This window comes from Tropicimonas sp. IMCC34043 (assembly GCF_003390845.1).
In the GTDB taxonomy this organism is placed as follows: Bacteria; Pseudomonadota; Alphaproteobacteria; order Rhodobacterales; family Rhodobacteraceae; genus Tropicimonas.
Genome location: NZ_QMEK01000005.1, coordinates 104,626 through 123,987 on the forward strand (window position 1 = coordinate 104,626; position 19,362 = coordinate 123,987).

Genomic DNA, 19,362 nt, shown 5'->3' on the forward strand with positions numbered 1-19,362 from the left:
GTTCCTTACCTCGCCCCCGCGAAGGGGCCGTAACTTGGCGCCTGGTGCCAGCGCCAGGCGGTTTCGATGATGGTCTCAAGCTCGGCATAGCCCGGCTTCCAGCCGAGCAGCGATTTGGCGCGGGCGCTGTCGGCCACCAGAATACCGGCATCGCCCGCCCGCCGGGGCGCCATCTCGAACGGGATCTCGCGGCCGGTGACGCGGCTTGCGGCCTGCATCACCTCGAGCGTGGTGAACCCGTTGCCATTGCCAAGGTTGAAGACATGGGCGCCCGGCTCGTCATCCATGAAGTCGAGCGCCTTCAGATGCGCCGAGGCGAGGTCCAGCACGTGGATATAGTCGCGGATGCAGGTGCCATCGCGGGTGTCGTAATCCGCGCCAAAGACGCTCAGCTTGTCGCGCAGCCCCAGCGCCGCCAGCAGGACCAGCGGGATCAGATGGGTTTCGGGGGCGTGCGCCTCGCCGATCGTGCCGTCGGGATGGGCGCCCGCGGCGTTGAAATAGCGCAGGCAGACCGACCGCAGGCCGTAAGCCGTCGCCATGTCCGACAGCATCTGCTCGACCATCCGCTTCGACCAGCCATAGGGGTTGATCGGCGCCAGGGGATGGGTCTCGTCGATCAAATCGGTCAGCGGATTGCCAAAGACCGCGGCGGTGGAGGAAAAGACCAGCTTTTCCACCCCGGCCGCCCGCATTGCGTCAAGCAGGTTCAGGGTTCCGACCACATTGTTGCGATAGTAGAGGTCGGGCGCGGCAACCGACTCCCCGACTGCGATCAGCGCCGCAAAATGGATGACCGCATCCACATTGTGGCGATCGAAGACCCCTGCCAGATCGGCGGGGTTCAGCAGATCGCCCCGCTCCAGCGTCACCCCCGCGATTGCCTGTTCATGGCCCTGCGAAAGATTGTCGAAGACCACGACGCCGTGGCCTGCTTCCTGCAGAAGCCGGACCATGTGAGAGCCGATATAGCCGGCCCCGCCGCAGACAAGAACATTGCGCTTCATTTCCGCTCTTTCGTATCCGGGGTCCCCGCCGGCATCGCGCCCGGCCGAGGTTCGAAGACAACGCCGCAACCCGGCACTTCGACGTCTCCGTAGCAGATCGTTTCGGGGCTGTAGTTCAGCCAGATCCGGTGCGTGACGGTGTCTCGGCGCCGAAGGCCATCGGGCAGATCCTCGGCCGTCAGCCCGGCTGCGGTAGACGCCCTGCGCAACACGCGGTCAAGCGCGATCTGATCCGGCCAGCCGCCCAGATACCAGACCCCTCCGGTCGCCATCAACGCGGGCACGCCATCGACCGCGCGCATCAGGACATCCGCCGTGCCTTCAAGCTCCTCCCGCCAATGACGGAAGACCCCGCCACCGTCGAGCGGCACGACGCTGACCGGCGGCAGGCTTTCGACCCGCGCCACAGTGCAGTCGAGCCCCGGCAGCGCCGGCGGCAACGGCACCGGGATCGCGAACTCTGCCGTCTTGCAATTGCTTCGCGGCCCAAGGATGGCAATGCCGTCAAAGCCTGCCAGCGCGGTGCGCAGGTCGTCGGGCAGCGTGGCGAGCCCCGGCGCCAGCACCATGCGATATCCCGACAGATCGCGCGTCGTCGGCGGCACGATGTCGATGTTGAACCCAAGCCGCCGCAAGCCGCGATAGACATCGAGCATCAGCGGGAAATATTCGAAATCGCGCCCCTGCGGCTGGGTCTTCCAGGCCCAGGCGCTGGCATAATCGTAGACCAACGCAACCTCACCCGGCGCGCAACCGACCTCGCCCAGATCCTCCATCTCCGCCAGCTCGCGCGCAACTTGCGCCGCCTCGGCCAGCGCGGGGGCTGGCGCGCTGTCGGGGCGCAGCAGGCCCGCGTGCATCTGTTCCTGCGCAAAGGGCGCTTGACGCCAGCGGAAATAGCTGACGGTTTCAGCCCCATGGGCGAAGGCCTCCCAAGCCCAGAGCCGGGCCATTCCGGGCAGCGGAGCCGGGTTCCAGGCGGCCCAGTTCACCGGCCCGGGTTGTTGCTCCATGACCCACCAGCGGCCGCGCCCCACCGCGCGATAAAGGTCGTGGTGAAACGCCTGCATGTCCGGGTCGCCCTGACGCAGGAAGCGATGGCGATGCGTTGCGTCCGTGGTCAGATGATCGGAGAGCGAGCCCAGCGGATAACTGTCCCAGCTTGCGACATCGAGATCCGCGCCAAGGTTGAAATGGTCGAAACCGGTTTCGCCGCCCATGTAGTTGTGGATCAGCGGCGCATCGGTAAAACGGCGCAGCACTTCGACCTGCACCCGGTTGAACGCTGCCACCTCGTCCGAGGCGAAGCGGCGGAAATCCATCACCTGCGCCGGGTTCGGTTCCGTCACCGTCAGGTTCGGCAATCCGATCTGGTCGAAGCTCGTGTATTCCATCGACCAGAAGACATTGCCCCAGGCCCGGTTCAGCGCCTGCGGCGACTGGTATTTCTGCGCCAGCCAGTCCCGGAAGCCTGCAAGCGCCGACGCGGAATAGCTGAGCGTCGTGTTGTGGCAGCCATATTCGTTGTCGATCTGCCAGGCCGCGACATGCGGGTTGCGGCCATAGCGTTCGCCAAGGCTGGTGACGATCTTTGCGCATTCCTCGCGATAGCCGGGATGGCTGAAACAATAATGCCGGCGCGAACCGAAGCCGCGGGGGTGTCCGTCCGCGTCGAGCGCCAGCATGTCGGGGTGCCGGTCGAGCACCCAGCGCGGCGGCGTGGCCGTCGGTGTGCCCAGCACCACCTTCAGCCCGGCGGCGCCCAGCGTTTCAATCGCGCGGTCGAGCCAGTCGAACTCGAACCGGCCGGGCTCGGGCTCCATCCGGGACCAGGCGAACTCGCCGATCCTGACCCATGTCAGCCCCGCCTCGGCCATGCGCGCGGCATCTTCGGCCCAGACCGCCTCGGGCCAGTGTTCGGGGTAATAGCAGACGCCAAGGCTGCGTTTCATCGTGTCCTCCAATGTGCTCTCGGATCGGCGTTCACAGACGCACGCCCTCCAGCACCCACATGGTTTCCGGGAAGGCCCAGGGCAGCGTCACGCCGCGGCCCATCAAGGCCGCGCCGCTGAGGCTCAGCGGCCGGGATTTGAGCGTCGGCGACCCGCGCGACGGTCCGGGCGCATCGCCCCGGTTGATCAGCTCGACGCGGTAGCGCGCGGCGGGATCAAGGCGCGTCAGTCGCAAGGGCCGCGGCGAGATCTGGACCGAGGTCGCTGCCCGTCCGGCAAAGACGACAAAGCGGCTGCCATCCTCGGCCATCTGCTGTTCGGCAATGATGGCGGGGTCAGCGCTGTCGAGCCGCAGGATGTCGGCGCGCACCGTCCAGTCGCGGTTCGCCTTCCACCAGCCGGTCACCTCGCGCAGCACGGCCGCCTCGTCCGCGGTCAGCTCGCGCGGGTCCATCTCGAACCCCATGTGGCGCTGTGCGGCAACCCAGGCGCGGAACCGGATGTCGAGAACCCGCCCCGAGGTGTGGCAGGTCCGCGGGCCGACATGGCTGCCGGTCACGGCCATCGGCAGGAACAGCGCCGCGTCGCGCTGGATGCGCAGGCGCTCCAGCGCATCGTTGCTGTCCGACAGCCAGACCCGGTGGCTCCGCGACAGCACGCCAAAGTCGATCCGTCCGCCGCCCGAGGCGCAGCTTTCGAACTCGACGCCCGGATGGGCGGCGCGCAGCAGGTCGAGCAGGGCATAGAAACCGCGCGCCTGAGCGGCATCGGGCGCGGGCAGCACCCGGTTGTGATCCCATTTGACATAGTCGACGTCACAGGACCCCAGCACGGCGTCGATCTTCTGAAACAGATGCTCGCGGACCTCTGCCCGGCTCAGGTCCAGCACATATTGCTGGCGGCCGGGGATCTGGCTGACCGGGCCGAGGCGCCAGTCGGGATGGTGGCGGAACAGTTCGCTTGCCTCGTTGACCATCTCGGGTTCGAACCAGAGGCCGAAGGTCATGCCAAGACCGTGGATATGCTCGACCAGCGGTCCGAACCCGTCCGGAAACTTGCGCCGGTCGATGTCCCAGTCGCCGAGCGACGTGGTGTCGTCGTCGCGCCGCCCGAACCAGCCATCGTCGAGCACGAAGCGTTCGGCGCCCAGATCGGCGGCGCGGCTGGCGATGTCCTTCAGTTCGGCAAGATCATGGCGGAAATAGACCGCTTCCCAGCAATTGTAATGCACCGGCCGCGGTCTGGCCGGGTCGGGCCAGGGCACCACCCGGTCGCGCAGATGGCGCTGAAAGGCAACGGCACAGCCATTCAGCCCCTGCGTGGAGAAAGCAAGGCAGAGCGTTGCGGTCTCGAACCTCGGCGCCGCTTCCCGCTCGCTGCCCGCAGCATGGCCGAACTGGATCTGACGGCGGCCATCGGGAAGCTCTTCGGCCAGCATCCGGTGCCCGCCCGACCAGCCATAATGCAGCGCATGGGCCTCGCCGCCGGTATTCGTGGCGCCGCGGCCGGGCAGGAAAAGACCCGGGAAGTGGGAATGATCGGTGCGGCCGGTCGGGTTGTCGCGCGCGCGGATCCCCGCGGACCAGGGGCTTCGTACGGGCTGAAACTCGCCGCACCAGCGCCCGGCGAAGTCGATCATCTCGTCGGCCAGTTGTGGCCCGGGCAGCACGGGTGCCGCCAGCCAGTGCAGCCGCAGCGGGCGGTCGGCCTCGATGGCGGCGGCGGTCTCGATCACGCCCGTCGCGGGGACGGCCGCAAAGCGAGCGACATAGCTCAACCCAAGTGCCGGATCGGTGCAGGTGAAGGTCAGCGTACCGTCGCCATCCTCGGCCGCGGACAGCCGGAAGGCGGGCAACAGCGGCGCACCATCGGCTTCGGCCACAACCAGACCGGGCTGTCCGGGAAAGCTGCGCCCAGCCTCGGGGCAGATCGACAGTGGTGGCGGGGCGTCAAGCATCCCGCCGGTCACGTCGATCACGGCGGCGGCGGCAAGGTCCGCGAGGTCTTCCCCCTCGGGCAGCGCCGGCCCCCAGTAGATCGCTTCGGGCATGCCAAGCGCGCCGTCCTCCGCGCCGCGCGCGAAGGCGATGGGACGGGCCGCCAGAACCAGCGTCTGGCCCGGCGTGTCGAGGCGCCAGCAACGGGTCGCGTCCTGGCTCACTTGACCGCGCCCAGCGTCAGACCGGCGATGAAGTGCCGCTGCATCAGGAAGAACATGGCGACGGGCGGCAGGGCCGCCACGATGGCCCCGGCCGACACCAGCTGCCATTGGGCAATCCACTGGCCATTCAGCGAATAGAGCCCCGCCGTCACCGGCTGGGTCGAGGATGAGGTGGTCAGCACCGTGGCCCAGAAATAGTCGTTCCAGATGAAGGTGAAGATCAGCACCGAGAGCGCCGCGATCGCGGGCCGCATCAGTGGCAGCACCACGTACCAGAAGATGCGGACCTCGCTGACGCCTTCGACGCGCGCGGCCTCGATCAGCTCGCGCGGCAACATGCGGATGAAGTTGCGCATGAAGAGCGTACAGAACCCGGTCTGGAACGCGACGTGGAACAACACCAGCCCCAGCGTGGTGTTATAAAGACCCATGTTCACCGTCATGTTGCGCACCGGAACCATCAGGATCTGGAACGGCACGAAATTGCCCGCAACGAACATGAAGAAGATCCACAGATTGCCGCGGAAGCGATAGATCCCCAGCGCAAAGCCGGTCAGGCAGGACAGCGTCAGCGTGCCGATCACCGTCGGGATCGTGACCTTGAACGAGTTGAAGATGTACTGCCCGATCAGCGAGTTCTGGAAGATGTCGGAATAGTTCGAGAATGCCAGACTGGATGGCGGACCGAAGTAGTTGCCCGAGGCAAGGTCCGAGGCGGGCTTGACCGAGGTGATCGCGACCCCGATCAGCGGCAGCAGCCAGACGATCAGTGCCACGGGCAGCGCGAGTTGATAGCCGATGCGGACGGCCGGCGAGGCCTGTTCTACGGGGCGTGGAAACATCTCAAAGCCCTTTGCGCTCGTCGTCCACCATCTTCCAGATGAAACCGGAGATGAAGACCATCATGATGAGGAACAGGATCACGGCGATGGCGGCGCCATATCCCATGCGATAGCCGTATTCCGACAGCGCCTGCTCGTACATGTAGAAGCTGAGCACGCGGGACGACCCGAAGGGGCCGCCATCGGTCATGATCGAGACCAGATCGAAACTGCGCAGCGCGCCGATCACGGTCACGACCACGGCCATGAAGGTGGCGGGGCGCAGCTGCGGCAGGATCACATACCACAGCATCTTCCAGCCCTTGGCGGCATCGAGACGCGCGGCCTCGACCTGTTCGGGATCGACGGCGTTGAGACCGGTCAGGAACAGGATCATGCAATAGGCGATCTGCGGCCAGAGCCCGGCCAGGATGATCCCGTAGGTCACGAGGTTCGGATCGGCGAGGATCGCGACCCCGTGCCCTGTGGCCCATTCGATCAGGCGATAGAACAGGCCGAAATTCGGCGCGTAGAACCACGAAAAGATCAGCCCGACCACAACCTGCGAGATCACGAAGGGAAAGAAGAACAGCGACTTGTAGATCCGGATGCCGCGCACCGTCTGATTGAGAAAAATCGCGATCCCCAGCCCCGCCGGCACCGCCAGCATGTAAAGGACCAGCCAGATCACGTTGTTCTTCAGCGAGGTATAGAACGCCTCGTCGTCGAACAGTTCCGTGTAGTTGCCAAGGCCCACCCATTCCTTCGGACCGAGACCGTCCCAGTCGAAGCCCGAGAGCCAGAAGCTCTGGAATACCGGGATGATGACATAGACCATGAAGAACAGGACGCCCGGAACCAGAAACAGGTAGGGGGTCAGTCTTTGCTGGTTCTCACGCCACCACGTCCGGCGCGGTGTGCCCGTGCTTGCAACGCTCATCTGTGCTGCCCTTCCGACTGTCCTGCGGGAACGGGTCCGCCCTGCGGCGGACCCGAAGGCGGTGCGGCCAGACGGGCCGCATCGGTCAGTTTACTTGTAGACCCGCTGCCGGGCCTTCTCGAGCCGGTCGAGGATATTGTCGAGCTGGCCGGGCTGCACCATGAACTGCTGGAACCCTTCCATGCCGATCTTGGCCATCTCGGCCGGCGCATCGCGGTCGAAGAACTGCGCAATCCCGCCCGGCGTGGTCGACAGCAGCTCGAAGCCCGCCTGCACGAAGGGATCGTCGGCCACCTCGGCATTCTTGTTGACCGGCAACTGGCCGATGGTCGCGTTGACCACCGACTGCGCCTCGGGCGTGGCGACGAAGGCGAGGAATTTCTTGGCGTCCTCGGGGTTCTTGGCGCCCGCCGGGATGTGCATGCTTTCGGTCGGCGCGTCTTCGGCCCTTGGAACGTCCGGGTTGATGGTCGGGAACGGCATGAAGCCGATCGACTCCTCGGACATCCCGCCTTCCTTCAGCACCGCCACCAGGAAGTTGCCCATGACATAGTTTGCAGCCTTGCCCTGCACCATCAGTGCCGCGGCATCCTGCCAGTCGAGCGCGGCGTGGTTCGCGGTGATGTATCCCGGCGCCACCAGCTTGTCCCACTCGGCGAACACGGCCTTCACCCGGTCGTCGGTCCAGGGCACCTCGCCGCCGGTCAAGGCCATGTGGAAATCATAGCCGTTGGTGCGCAGGTCGAGATAGTCGAAGATCCCCGCCGCCGGCCACAATGCCTTGGTCCCGGTGGTCAGGCAATCGACCCCGGCCTTCTTGAACACTTCGCAATTGGCGAGGAATTCATCCCAGGTCGAGGGCACTTCGAGGCCAAGCTCGTTATAGACGTCGCGATTGTAATAGATGCCCCACTGGTAATAGGACCACGGGATGCCCCACTGCTTGCCGTCGATGGTCATCGAGGCCAGTGCCGAACTGAACGCATCCTTCAGCCCGTTTTCCTCCCAGACATCCGACACATCCAGGAACTGCCCCGAGTTGACGAAGGGCGCCATGCGGTTGCCGGAATACCAGTTCACCACATCGGGCGGCTCGGCGGTCAGGAAGTTGCGGATCGAGGTCTTGTAGCCCTCGTGGTCGAAATTCTGGAACTCGATCTTGATGTCGGGATTGGCCTCCTGAAAGGCGTCCATCACCTTCTGCATGCCCTCGAGCACCGTCGGATCCATATCCCCGTAATAGCTCACGACCCTCTGCTGCCCGAAGGCCGCCGTTGCGGCGATGACGGCCAGTGCCGAGATCGACGCCGATATAATGGAACGCATAGTTTCCTCCCTATTGCGTCATGCATTTAGTTCCATTATTTGGAACCATAGATTTGCATATTGAAACCATAACCTCGGAGGCCCTAGGGTTGTCAACAGCCGAACGGGTGAGTCCCGGGCGCACGACGCCGCAGTGCCCGAGCGGAGGGAGAAAACGTGGCCAGTCAGGAAAATAGCACCGATGGGACCGTGGGGAAGGCCCTGGACGTGCTCGAACTCGTCGCCCGGCAGGGGCGTCCGGTGCGCTTTGCCGAGTTGCTGCGGCTCAGCCCGCTGCCAAAGGCCACACTTTACAGATTAGTGAAGACATTAGTAAATCAGGGCATGTTGGCACAACTCCCTGAAAACGGTCCCTATGCGCTTGGCCCGCGCCTCGCCCGGCTTGCCGAAAGCTCGATGCGCCAGGTCTCGATGGCCGACATTGCAGGCCCGCATCTCGATGCACTCGCCCGCGATACCGGGCTGACGGCGGAACTGGCAGAACTCGATCACGGCCATGTCCTCTGTCTCGACCGTCGCTACGGGGTCGGGACGGCGCCGGGCCGCGATGCCGGCGGACGAATCGCCCCGGCCTATTGCACCGCCGCAGGCAAGGCGATGCTCGCCTTCCTGCCGGAGGACGCGCTGGACATGGTCCTGCGTTCGCAGACCTTTCATCGCTATACCTCGGCCACGCTGGCAAGCGAGGCCGTGCTGCGCCAGTCTCTGGTGCGTATCCGCAACCGCGGTCACGCCATAGACCGCGGAGAATACGAGCCCGGGGTTCTCGGGATCGGAATGCCGGTCGTGGGAGAGGGCGGCCGGCTCGTCGGGGCGGTCAGTTTGAGCGCATCGGTGCATCAGACAGATCTGGACAGGCTCGAGGCAATGGTGCCGCAGCTCGCAAGCTGCGTGAAGGCCATTGCCGAAGAAGCCACGAATTGGACGTTCTCCGTCGAGGGAACGACAGAGACCAAAGGGAGGCAGGAATGGCCGGTGTCGTTCTAAACAATGTCGTCAAGAGGTTCGGCGAGATCGAGGTGATCCACGGCGTGGACCTCGATATCGCGGACGGAGAATTCTGTGTGTTTGTCGGCCCGTCCGGCTGCGGAAAGTCGACCCTGCTGAGGATGGTGGCCGGGCTTGAGGCGACCACCAAGGGCGCAATCCAGATCGGCGAGCGCGACGTGACCAGGCTTGATCCGTCCGAACGCGGGGTCGCGATGGTGTTCCAGACCTATGCGCTCTACCCGCACATGACGGTGGCCGAAAACATGGGCTTCGGGCTGAAGATGACCGGCCATCCGAAGGACGTCATCACGCAGAAGGTGTCCGAGGCCTCGGCAATCCTGAAGCTCGACCCCTACCTCGACCGCCGCCCGAAGGCGCTGTCGGGCGGACAGCGGCAGCGGGTCGCGATCGGGCGCGCCATCGTGCGCGGACCCGACGTGTTCCTGTTCGACGAACCGCTGTCGAACCTCGATGCCGAACTGCGGGTCGAGATGCGGGTCGAGATCGCGCGGCTCCACAAGGAAATCGGCGCGACGATGATCTATGTCACCCACGACCAGACCGAGGCGATGACGCTTGCCAACAAGATCGTCGTGTTGCGGGACGGCCGGGTCGAACAGGTCGGCGCGCCGTTGGAACTGTACCGCGATCCCGACAACCGCTTCGTCGCCGGTTTCATCGGCTCGCCGGCGATGAATTTCTGCCCCGGCAAGGTCGTGGACGGCAAGGTCAAGGTGCCGGGGCTGGGCGCCGAGCCGCTGTCGCCGCGGGTCAGGCTGCCCGCGACCGGCACCGAAGTGGTGGTCGGGGTGCGTCCGCAAAAGCTTCACGTGGTGCCGGACGGATCGACCCACAAAGTCGAGATGATGGAGGCCCTTGGCGGCGTTTCGTATGTCTATCTGCAAGGCGCCGGCGAGCGGATTATCTGCGAGATGCACAGCGAAGACGTCTATTCCAGCGGCCAAACCGTCGGGATCGCCTTCGAGGACGAGGATCTGATGGTCTTTGACGCGACCTCCGAACGGCGCATCCGCTAGGACAGACAGGTCTCTCGCCCGGCCACCAGATCGGCCAGCATCCGGCCGGTGCCGCAGGCTTGGGTCCAGCCGTTCGATCCGTGGCCGAGGTTGAGAAACAGGTTGGGCAGCCGGGTTCGTTCGACCCGTGACGCACCCTCGGGCGTCATGGGGCGAAAGCCGTGCCAGAACTCTGCGGTGGCAAAATCCGCCGCATCCGGGAACAGCGCCGCGACCCGGTCGCGCAGGCCATTCAGAACCGCAGGGCGCATCGAGGGATCGAACCCCGCCAGTTCGGCGACACCGGCGGCCCGCAACCGTTTCCCGAGACGGGTAACCATGACCTTGGAATGCTCGTCCATCACGGACGAGCGCGGCGCCGCCTCGGTGTCGGTGATCTCGCAGGTCAGCGCATAACCCTTGACCGGATAGATTGGCAGCGACAGCCCGAGCGGCCGCAACAGGCGATTGGCCCAGGGGCCGGTCGCCAGCACCACCGCGTCGGCCTCGATCCGGGTTGCGCCCGCCATGACGCCCGCAACCCGGTCGCCCTCGCGCAGCACCGCGCTGACCGGGCTGTCGAACAGGAACCGGCAGCCGTGCGCCTCGGCCAGACGTGCCAGGTCGCGGCAGAACAGGTGGCAATCGCCGGTTTCGTCGGCGGGCAGGTGCAGCGCGCCGCTGAGGCTGACCGTCGAGCGCGCCAACGAAGGTTCAACCGCCAGCGCCTCGGCCGGAGTCAGCAGGCGATGCGGAACGCCAAGGTCCTGCAGGATGTGCGCGGCGCGCGCGCCGCCGGCCGCTTCCTCGTCGGTGCAGAAGATCTGCAGGATGCCGCCGGTGCCGTCGTCATAGCGGATCCCGGTTTCGGCGCGCAGGTCTACCAGACATGCCTTGCTGAAATGCGCGACCCGCTGCATCTGCGTCTTGTTGGCGGCATAGCGTTCGGACGTGCAGTTGCGCGTGAACCGGGCCAGCCAGGCCCATTGCGCGGCATCGAGGCGGGGGCGGATCTTCAACGGGGCATTTTCGCGAAACAACCAGCCAAGCGCCTTAAGCGGCATCCCGGGCGCGGCCCAGGGACCGGCGAACCCGGGGCAGATCCCGCCCGCATTGCCAAAGCTTGTTTCCAGCGCGACGCCTTCGCGCGCCTCGATCACCGTCACCTCGTGGCCGTCGCGGGTCAGATACCAGGCACTGGTGACACCGACGACACCGGCCCCGATCACGATCACATGCATGGCGGCCTCAATAGGTTCCGGGATAACCGCCGCCATCGACCAGGATGTTCTGGCCGGTGACGAAGCCCGAGTGGTTGCTGCAGAGAAAGGCAAACCAGGCGCCGATTTCCTCGGTCCGGCCAAAGCGTCGGGCGGGGTTGGCGGCGGCGCGGCGCTGCCAGATCTCGTCGAAGCCCGGGCCGTCCGGGGTGACCATGGCGGCAAGGTGTTCGCGCTGCGCGTCGCTGTCGATGATGCCGGGCAGCAGGTTGTTGATCGTGACGCCCGACTGGATGGTCTGGCGGGAAAGTCCGGCGGTGAAGCCCACCAGCCCCGAACGCGCGCCATTCGACAGCCCCAGTTCCAGCTGCGGGATCTTCACGCTGCGCGAGACGATGTTGACGATGCGGCCAAAACCGCGCGCCATCATGCCGTCAACGGTTGCGCGCATCATCAGGATCGGCGGCAGCATCATCAGATCGACGGCCGCAATCCATTCGTCCCGGCCCCAGTCGCGAAAGTCGCCCGGCGCCATGCCGCCCGCGTTGTTAAGCAGGATGTCGGGGTCAGGACAAGCCGCAAGGACGGCGGCGCGCCCCGCCTCGGTCGTGATGTCGGCCACGACCGGCGTGACGCTGCGCCCGGTCTCGGCCCGGATCGCCGCGGCCGTCGCCATCAAGGGCCCCTCGGTGCGGGCGGCGATGGTGACGTCGACGCCCTCGCGCGCGATCGCCATGGCGCAGGCCCGGCCCATGCCCTTGCTGGCGCCGGTCAGCAGCGCCTTTCGGCCGTCGATACCCAGATCCATCAGATGGTTCCTTCCAGTTCCTCGGCGGTCGTGGCGCCAAGCGGTTCGATCCGCACCAGCGCGCTCAGCGCCGCACAGGCCTGCCCGAGACGCGATGTCCGGCGATCCGAGGTCAGCACATTGGGGTTGCCGTTGCGTTCGATGCCGGTCGCGGGGTCGGGTTCATACCAGGCACCCGTCGCCATGACGACCACGCCCTGCCGCAGCGTCGGGTCGATCCGGGCTGTGGCACGGCAGGCGCCGCGGGCATTCTGGAGGCGCGTCATGGCGCCTTCGGCGATGCCGCGCAGGCGTGCATCCTCGGGGTTGATGTGTACCGCGCCCGGCAGCGGATGGGATCCGGCCGGCCAAATCTGGCTGTGAAGCTGCCTGGCGGGCTGGTTGGTGACAAGGTGCAACTCGTCCTGCTGGGCCGCACCCAGCCATTCCGCCGGCTCCAGCCAGACCGGATGCGGCGGGCAATCGGCATAGCCGAACCCGGCGACGGTCTCGGAAAACAGCTCGATCCGCCCCGACGGCGTGCGCAGCGGATTCTTGGCCGGATCCTCGCGGAATCTGTCCAGCAACACCTCGGGCGCCTCGGGCGGCGGAACCTTCCAGACACCGGCCTGCCAGAAGCTGTCGAACTCTGGCACCTCGATGCCCTCGCGCGCGCCGCGTGCCTCGGTCTGGGTCCAGAGACGGCGCAGCCATCCGGCCTCGTCCAGCCCCTCGTCAAACGTCGCGCGACACCCCAGACGGTCGGCCAGCGCACAGAAGATGTCGAAATCGTTCCACGCATCGCCAAGCGGCTCGACCAGCTTCGGCATGGCAAGGATCGAGGGATCGCGCGAGGTGCCGCCCAGATCGTTGCGTTCAAGCGGCGTCGTTGCCGGCAGCACGATGTCGGCGCGCTGCGCGGTCGGGGTCCACCACGGCTCGTGCACGACGATGGTCTCGGGCCGGCGCCAGGCCTGCTCGACCATGCTCAGATCCTGGGCATGGTGAAACGGGTTGCCGCCCGCCCAATAGACCAGACGAATGTCGGGGAAGGTGATCCTGCGGCCGTCAAAGGCAATCTGGCGGCCGGGTTCCATCAGGGCCTCGGCAAAGCTCGCGACCGGCAGCGCCATGCCATTCGTGTTCGGCAGGCCCGGCAGCGCGGGAACGAAACCCTTGCGGCTGTCCGCGCCAACTGCGTTCATCGAGCCATAGCCAAAACAGAACCCGCCCCCCGGCAGGCCGATTTGCCCGAGCATCGCGGCGAGCGCAATCAACGCCCAGAACGGCTGTTCGCCGTGATCGGCGCGTTGCAGCGACCACGCGGCGGTCAGCATCACCCGGCCCCGCGCAATTGCCTGCCACAGTGCCTGCAGGTCGGCCACCGGCACATCGGCGATCCCCGCCGCCCAGTCGAGCGTCTTTGGCTGGCCGTCGGTCTCGCCTTTCAGGTAGGCGAGGAAACGGTCATGACCGGTGGTATAGCGGGCAAGAAAGTCGCAGTCGGCACGGCCGGTTGCAACGGCCTGAAACGCCAGCGCCAGCATGATCGCGGTGTCCGACCCCGGTCGCGGCCGGATCAGATCGGCCTGCAGCCCCGGCGGGATGTCGTCGGCCATCGGCGAGATCACGATGAACCGGGTGCCGCGGGCCTGCGCGTCTGCAATCGCCTGCGGCATGTGATGGGCCCCTGCCCCGCCCGAGGTGACGCGCCAGTTCTTGGGGTTGAGCCCGCCGAAGGCCACGACGACATCGGTCTCGGCCGCGATTGTCTCCCACGACGTCGCGTCGCGGGCGACCGCATCGAAGTCGCCCAGCACGTGGGGCAGGATGGCCTGCGCGGCCCCCCAGCTGTAGTTGCCGATCTGGTCGGTGAATCCGCCCGCCGCGGCAAGGAACCGCCGCACCTGACTGCGGGCATGGTGAAACCGCCCCGCGCTCGACCAGCCATAGGAGCCGCCGAAGATGGCGTGCGGGCCGTGGTCGGTGTGAACGCGGGCAAGCTCGCCCGCAACCAGATCGAGCGCGGTGTCCCAGTCGACCGGGACCATCTCCTCGCGGCCCCGCCCTGCCCCGCCGGACCGGATGCCATGGTCGAGAAATCCCTTCCGGACATGCGGCGTGGTGATCCGGCTTTCGGAATAAAGCATCCTGGGCCAGGCGCCGATCATCTCGGGGTCCGCACCGCTGCCGGGCAGTGGACGGGTCTCGACCAGACGGCCGTCGCGGACGCGTGCCTCGAACGGGCCCCAATGGCAGAGAGAGATCGCGCGCCGGTCCATGGCGCTATTCTGCGGCAGCGGACAGGCTGACAGACAGCCCGTATTTCTCGGCCAGACCGAGATCGGTGAAGGCCTGCAGGCCCTGCGCCATCACCTCGGCCGGCGCGGCACGCAGCGGCTTGCGCAGCGGCCCCGAGGGCAGACCGACCGCCCGCATCAGGGTCTTGATCGAAACCGGGTTGATCGTCGAATAGGCGAAGTGCAGCATTGGCAGGTTCTTCAGCCAGGCCTCGCGGCAGGCAAAGGCATCCTCGCCGGTTTCCCAGGGCTTCGAGATCACCGCCATCTCCCGCGGGATGATGTTGCCGGTCATGTTCGCCGTGCCATGCCCGCCAAGCGCCATCGTCGGGATCACAAGGCCAAGGTTGGGCGAGCAGCAGCACATGATCGACATGTCGGGTTTCGCGGCACAGACCTGCGCCACCTGCCCCACCCGCGTGGTCGATTCCTTCAGCACCACCATGTTCGGATGCCGGGCCAGTTTCAGCAGGTCGGTCCAGTGCAGGTCGGTCTTCACCCGCGGCGGGTTATTGTAGAACCCCATCGCCAGATCGGTGCTGTCGAGCACCTCGAACGCATAGTCGGTGATCGAGGCATTGTCGGCACAGATATAGGCGGGCGCTGCCAGGATCGCACCATCCGCACCCTCGGCCCAGGCATGGCGGGCATAGGCGATCGTGGTCTCGGTGTTGTTGCCGGTGATGCCATAGTACATCTGCATCTTGCCCGGCTTCATCTTTACCGTCTCGGTGATGATCTTGCGGCGCTCCTCGGGCGACAGCATCGAAACCTCGCCGGTCGAGCCCATGATCAGCACCGCGTCGGTGCCGTTTTCCGCGTGCCAGTTCAGCAGCGTGCGGAAACCTTCATAGTCGATGCTGCCGTTGGCATTCATCGGGGTGACGAGGGCAACGAAGGAGCCTGTGGGTTTGATATGGGCCATGTGGATGTCCTCCATGTGTCAGAAGAGTTCGGGGACCAGCAGCTTCGGCAGGCCCAGGACGATGTCGGGAAATACGATCGACAGGATCGCGACCAGAATGGTCAGCCCGCAGATCGGTGCGGCGGCCAGCATGGAGCGGCCGAGCGGCGCGCCGGCGATCTGCGAGGCGATCAGCAGACAGATCCCGTAGGGCGGCGTGACAAGGCCGACAGACAGAACGATGGTCGACAGCACACCCATGTGGATCGGGTTCATGCCCGCCGTGTCGCCAAGCGCCTGGATGATCGGCAGGAAGATCAGCGTGGCCGAGAGCGGGTTCAGCACCATGCCGACAAGCAGCAAAAAGCCGATCAACAGCAGCATGATCAGAAACCCGTTCGAGGTGACGCCGAGGATGAAATCGACGACGATCTTCGAGGCACCGAGATAGGCGATCAGCCAGCCGAAGATGCCGGCACCCGCGACGGTGAACATGGGGATCGCGAAATCGACCACGGCATCGGCCAGAAGTTTCGGCAGAGTGCGCAGCGCGATGTCGCGATAGACGACCAGCGACAGGAACAACGCCCAGAGGACTGCCGCAATCGCGCCTTCGGTCGGGGTGAAGAAGCCGCCGACGATGCCGCCCAGAACGATCACAGGGATCATCAGCGCGGGTGCCCCGCGTACCAGTACACGACCCGCGACGCGCATTCCCGGAAACGGGTTGGCCGGATAGCCGTAGTGCAGCGCCAGCACGTAGGTATAGGCCATCATGAACAGCCCGATCAGAAGGCCCGGCACGACGCCGCCCACGAACAGCGCCCCGATCGAGACATTGCCGAAGGCGCCATAGATGATGAGGATGATCGAGGGCGGAATGATCACGCCAAGCGTCGAGGATGCGGCGGTCAGCGCGGCGGCAAAGGGCGCGGGATAGCCTGCCTTCTTCATCGCCGGAATCAGGATCGAACCGACGCTGGCGGTATCGGCCGCGGCCGACCCCGAGAGGCTTGCAAACACCATCGAGACGAAGACGTTGACGTGTCCCAGCCCGCCGCGGACATGGCCCACGGTGGCATCCGCAACCTCGAGCAACCGATTGGTGATCGACCCGGCGTTCAGGATCCGCCCCAGCAGCATGAAGAACGGCACGGCAAGCAGCGTGAAGCTGTCGATCCCGGCATACATCTGGTTCACGACCGAGATCAGCGGCAGGTCCTGTAGCAGCATGACGAAGGCCGAGGACAGGATCAGCGAGAAGCCGATGTTGACCCTTAGCGCGATCAGCACGAAGAAGCTGAGAAGCAGTGTGACGAGAGGGTTCATGACGGTCTCCGTGCCGCGAAATCGGCCAGCATCTCGACCAGATAGAGCGCCATCAGCGCGCCCGAGACCGGCATCGGAAGGAACATCCAGAACCGGGAGATCCCCAGTGACTGGACCTGCGCCGTGGCGCGGACCTGCGCCAGTTCCCAGCCATAGCGCACCAGCATCCAGGCGACGCAGGCACCGGCGGCAAGGCTGATTGCCTCGACCGCAATGGCCACGGCCGGACGGTCGGTGGGCAGCAGGTCGACGTCATAATGCGCGCCGGTGCGCAACCCTGCCGCAGCCCCGACAAAGATCAGCCAGGCGAACAGCAGTTGGGCCAGATCGCCGGTCCATATCATCGGCGCGTGCAGGATGTTCCGGGCAATCACCTGCAGCGCCACCGTTGCAATCAGCGCTGCAAAGGCCGTCCACATGGCAAGGTGCACGACCGACGTCACCCGGTCGCAAAGGCGGTTCAGCATTTTCGGGTCCGTTCGGTGCCCGCCCCGGCGATGCGGGGCGGTGGGGACAGGATCACTGCTTGAGCAGCTCGTATTCCTCGGTCAGGTCGAGCTCTTCGGCAAGCTGCACCTGGATCGGCGCCACAACCTCGATGAAAGGTGCCTTGTCGGGGCGGGTCACCTTCACCCCATGCTCGGACTGCAGCGACTCGACCAGCGCCGCGTCATAGTCCTTGGCCTTCTCGACGCCATAGGCATTGGCCGTGACGGCCGCGTCCTGCACGATCTTCTGAAGGTTCTCCGGCAGCTTCTTCCAGCTGCGTTCCGACATCGACGTGTGGTTGATCTGGATCGTATGCTCGGTCAGCGCCAGGTTCGGGGCGACCTCATACAGCTTCGATCCGGTATAACCGGGCAGCGAGCTTTCCATCGCCTCGGCAACGCCGGTCTGCATGGCGGCATAGAGCTCGCCCCAAGCGACCGTCACCGGCAGCATCCCGAAGGCCGACCAGGTCTTGGCATCCATCGGCGAAGGCGGCGTCCGCATCTTCAACCCCGACAGATCGGCCGGCCCGTTTACCGCGACCTCGGCCGTCGCCATGTTGCGCGTCCCGGAGGCACCGAGGGCGAGCAGCTTCATGCCGACGCCGCGGTCGGCATAGATCTGTTCGAAATGCGCCTGAACCGGGGTGCCGGGACCGACCTTGGCCAGCGCCTCGTCCATGCTGGAAAACAGGTACGGCATGGTGAAGATCGAGAACTCGGGGATCTGCTGGGCCGCGTTCGAGGTTGTCGAGATCATCAGGTCGATGGTGCCAAAGCCCATCTCGCCGATCACCGCCGGGTCCTGGCCAAGCTGGCCCGAGTCAAAGATCGCGACCTCGATGCGTCCGTCGCTTTTCGCCTCGATCTCTTCCTTCATGGCGACCGCCATGTCGTTATAGGGATGGGGCGACTTGACGAGGGTGTGCAGCCGCAGCGTGTAGTCGGCAGCCTGCGCCGTGCCCGCCGCGGCAAGCGCCATCCATCCGGTCGTGACCACAAGGGCGGTGCGTCGGGTGAGTTTCATCGCGGACTTCCCTGTTGTTTCGATCTGCTCCAAGCAACCTTGCCGTGCAGGTATATCAAGTCAAATACAAAGATCCGACGAGATCATGCGAGAATGTTATGACACCCGCTGCCCGTAATGTGGCCGCAGCGCAAGGGTCGCCAGCAGTTCGTCAAGAAACCCGGCCGCGGCGCGCGACAGCGGCACATCGACGGATTTCATGATCTGGAACTCGAACGGGATCGCCGGAGCGAAGGGAACGACCCGCAGCGCCTCGCCGAAGATGCCGGGCGTGATCGGATCGACAATGGCGATCCCGACCCCGAGGGCGGCCATCCCGCAGGCCGAATAGGACGGCTGGGTTTCTGCCACCACCCGCGGGGTCACCGCGGCCTCGGCAAAGCGCTGGGTCATGTAGCTGTAGGTCAGGGTCCGGTAGTTCAGCACCACCATCGGCTCGTCCGCCAGATCCCGAGGGGTCAGGACCTCGCGCCGGGCCAGCGGGTGGTCGGGGGCCATGGCACAGACGCAATCGGTCTGAAAGGCCGCCAGAACGTCGACATCCTGCCGCTGCGGCGAGGTTTGCGCGACGCCAAGGTCGATCTGGCGCGAGGCGAGCAGATCGAGGATCCTTGGCGAGGTATGCACATCGTGGGTGACGCCGATCCCGGAATGTCGGTCGACAAAGCGCTTGATGGTTCGTGGCATGATCTCGAAGCTGACCATCGGCATCGAGGCAACGCGAAAGGTCGCGCGATGCAGGTTGCGGATCTCTTCGGCCACCTGACCGAGCCGGTCGAGGCCGTAGAACATCCGCTCGACCTCCTGAAAGAACTCATAGGCCTCGGGCGTCGGCTGCACCTTGCCGCCCGGGCGCAGCAAAAGGCGGAACCCGATGGAGGTTTCGAGATCCGCAAGCAGACGGCTGACCGCAGGCTGCGACACGCTGAGCGCATTGGCCGCCGCGGTGATCGAGCCATGACGCATCACCATGCGAAAGGCGTTGATCTGCTTCTGGTTCACGCGGTGCCCTTCCTGTTGCCCCTGAACCCAACCATCTTTCTAGACATACCCCCCCGGCGCGTCGTCGCCGTGCCTTTCGGAAAGCGGACAGC

Annotated in this window: 16 protein-coding genes; 2 read left to right on the forward strand and 14 right to left on the reverse strand. The window is 65.6% G+C overall.

Annotated elements, in window-relative coordinates; all coding sequences use genetic code 11:
- Nucleotides 1-5 precede the first annotated feature (5 nt).
- From galE to DQG17_RS16780, 6 genes are all read right to left on the reverse strand, one after another.
- Entirely contained in the window at nucleotides 6-1,007 is a 1,002-nt protein-coding gene (gene galE, locus DQG17_RS16755) for a UDP-glucose 4-epimerase GalE (protein WP_116134028.1), read from the reverse strand.
- A complete protein-coding gene (locus DQG17_RS16760; RefSeq protein ID WP_116134029.1) occupies nucleotides 1,004-2,959 on the reverse strand; it encodes a beta-galactosidase in 1,956 nt (651 codons plus the stop codon). The genes galE and DQG17_RS16760 overlap by 4 nt, the downstream gene beginning before the upstream one ends.
- 31 nt (nucleotides 2,960-2,990) lie before the next feature.
- Nucleotides 2,991-5,120, reverse strand: coding sequence for an alpha-galactosidase (locus DQG17_RS16765; protein ID WP_369908059.1), 2,130 nt, complete (start codon nucleotides 5,118-5,120; stop codon nucleotides 2,991-2,993).
- Nucleotides 5,117-5,962: a carbohydrate ABC transporter permease gene (locus DQG17_RS16770; RefSeq protein ID WP_116134031.1), complete on the reverse strand. Its 846-nt coding sequence runs from the start codon at nucleotides 5,960-5,962 to the stop codon at nucleotides 5,117-5,119. The genes DQG17_RS16765 and DQG17_RS16770 overlap by 4 nt, the downstream gene beginning before the upstream one ends.
- A 1-nt stretch (nucleotide 5,963) precedes the next feature.
- Nucleotides 5,964-6,881, reverse strand: a complete 918-nt coding sequence (locus DQG17_RS16775) for a carbohydrate ABC transporter permease (RefSeq protein WP_116134032.1) — start codon at nucleotides 6,879-6,881, stop codon at nucleotides 5,964-5,966.
- A 90-nt stretch (nucleotides 6,882-6,971) separates the two neighbouring features.
- The gene (locus DQG17_RS16780) at nucleotides 6,972-8,207 is read right to left on the reverse strand and encodes an ABC transporter substrate-binding protein (RefSeq protein WP_116134033.1); all 1,236 of its coding nucleotides are present in this window, start codon (nucleotides 8,205-8,207) and stop codon (nucleotides 6,972-6,974) included.
- A gap of 189 nt (nucleotides 8,208-8,396) precedes the next feature.
- Between DQG17_RS16780 and DQG17_RS16785 the strand changes: the two genes are divergently transcribed.
- Nucleotides 8,397-9,194, forward strand: a complete 798-nt coding sequence (locus tag DQG17_RS16785) for an IclR family transcriptional regulator (protein ID WP_198666163.1) — start codon at nucleotides 8,397-8,399, stop codon at nucleotides 9,192-9,194.
- Nucleotides 9,176-10,234, forward strand: coding sequence for an ABC transporter ATP-binding protein (locus DQG17_RS16790; RefSeq protein WP_116134035.1), 1,059 nt, complete (start codon nucleotides 9,176-9,178; stop codon nucleotides 10,232-10,234). The genes DQG17_RS16785 and DQG17_RS16790 overlap by 19 nt, the downstream gene beginning before the upstream one ends.
- Here DQG17_RS16790 and DQG17_RS16795 read toward each other — a convergent pair.
- From DQG17_RS16795 to DQG17_RS16830, 8 genes are all read right to left on the reverse strand, one after another.
- Nucleotides 10,231-11,454 (reverse strand): D-amino acid dehydrogenase, encoded by a 1,224-nt coding sequence (locus DQG17_RS16795; RefSeq protein WP_116134036.1) that lies wholly within the window; start codon nucleotides 11,452-11,454, stop codon nucleotides 10,231-10,233. The genes DQG17_RS16790 and DQG17_RS16795 overlap by 4 nt on opposite strands.
- A gap of 7 nt (nucleotides 11,455-11,461) precedes the next feature.
- Nucleotides 11,462-12,241 carry an SDR family oxidoreductase gene (locus tag DQG17_RS16800; protein WP_116134037.1) on the reverse strand — a complete coding sequence of 260 codons (780 nt, stop codon included), beginning with the start codon at nucleotides 12,239-12,241 and terminating at the stop codon, nucleotides 11,462-11,464.
- Nucleotides 12,241-14,502, reverse strand: coding sequence for a molybdopterin-dependent oxidoreductase (locus DQG17_RS16805; protein WP_116134038.1), 2,262 nt, complete (start codon nucleotides 14,500-14,502; stop codon nucleotides 12,241-12,243). The genes DQG17_RS16800 and DQG17_RS16805 overlap by 1 nt, the downstream gene beginning before the upstream one ends.
- Nucleotides 14,503-14,506: 4 nt before the next feature.
- The gene (locus DQG17_RS16810) at nucleotides 14,507-15,445 is read right to left on the reverse strand and encodes a dihydrodipicolinate synthase family protein (protein WP_116134039.1); all 939 of its coding nucleotides are present in this window, start codon (nucleotides 15,443-15,445) and stop codon (nucleotides 14,507-14,509) included.
- 18 nt (nucleotides 15,446-15,463) lie between these two features.
- The gene (locus tag DQG17_RS16815; protein WP_116134040.1) at nucleotides 15,464-16,753 is read right to left on the reverse strand and encodes a TRAP transporter large permease; all 1,290 of its coding nucleotides are present in this window, start codon (nucleotides 16,751-16,753) and stop codon (nucleotides 15,464-15,466) included.
- Nucleotides 16,750-17,220 carry a TRAP transporter small permease gene (locus DQG17_RS16820; protein WP_116134041.1) on the reverse strand — a complete coding sequence of 157 codons (471 nt, stop codon included), beginning with the start codon at nucleotides 17,218-17,220 and terminating at the stop codon, nucleotides 16,750-16,752. Before DQG17_RS16820 ends, DQG17_RS16815 begins: the two co-directional genes overlap by 4 nt.
- A gap of 52 nt (nucleotides 17,221-17,272) precedes the next feature.
- A complete protein-coding gene (locus tag DQG17_RS16825; protein WP_116134042.1) occupies nucleotides 17,273-18,268 on the reverse strand; it encodes a TRAP transporter substrate-binding protein in 996 nt (331 codons plus the stop codon).
- Nucleotides 18,269-18,364: 96 nt separating this feature from the next.
- A complete protein-coding gene (locus DQG17_RS16830; RefSeq protein ID WP_116134043.1) occupies nucleotides 18,365-19,270 on the reverse strand; it encodes a LysR substrate-binding domain-containing protein in 906 nt (301 codons plus the stop codon).
- Between the last annotated feature and the right edge of the window lie 92 nt (nucleotides 19,271-19,362).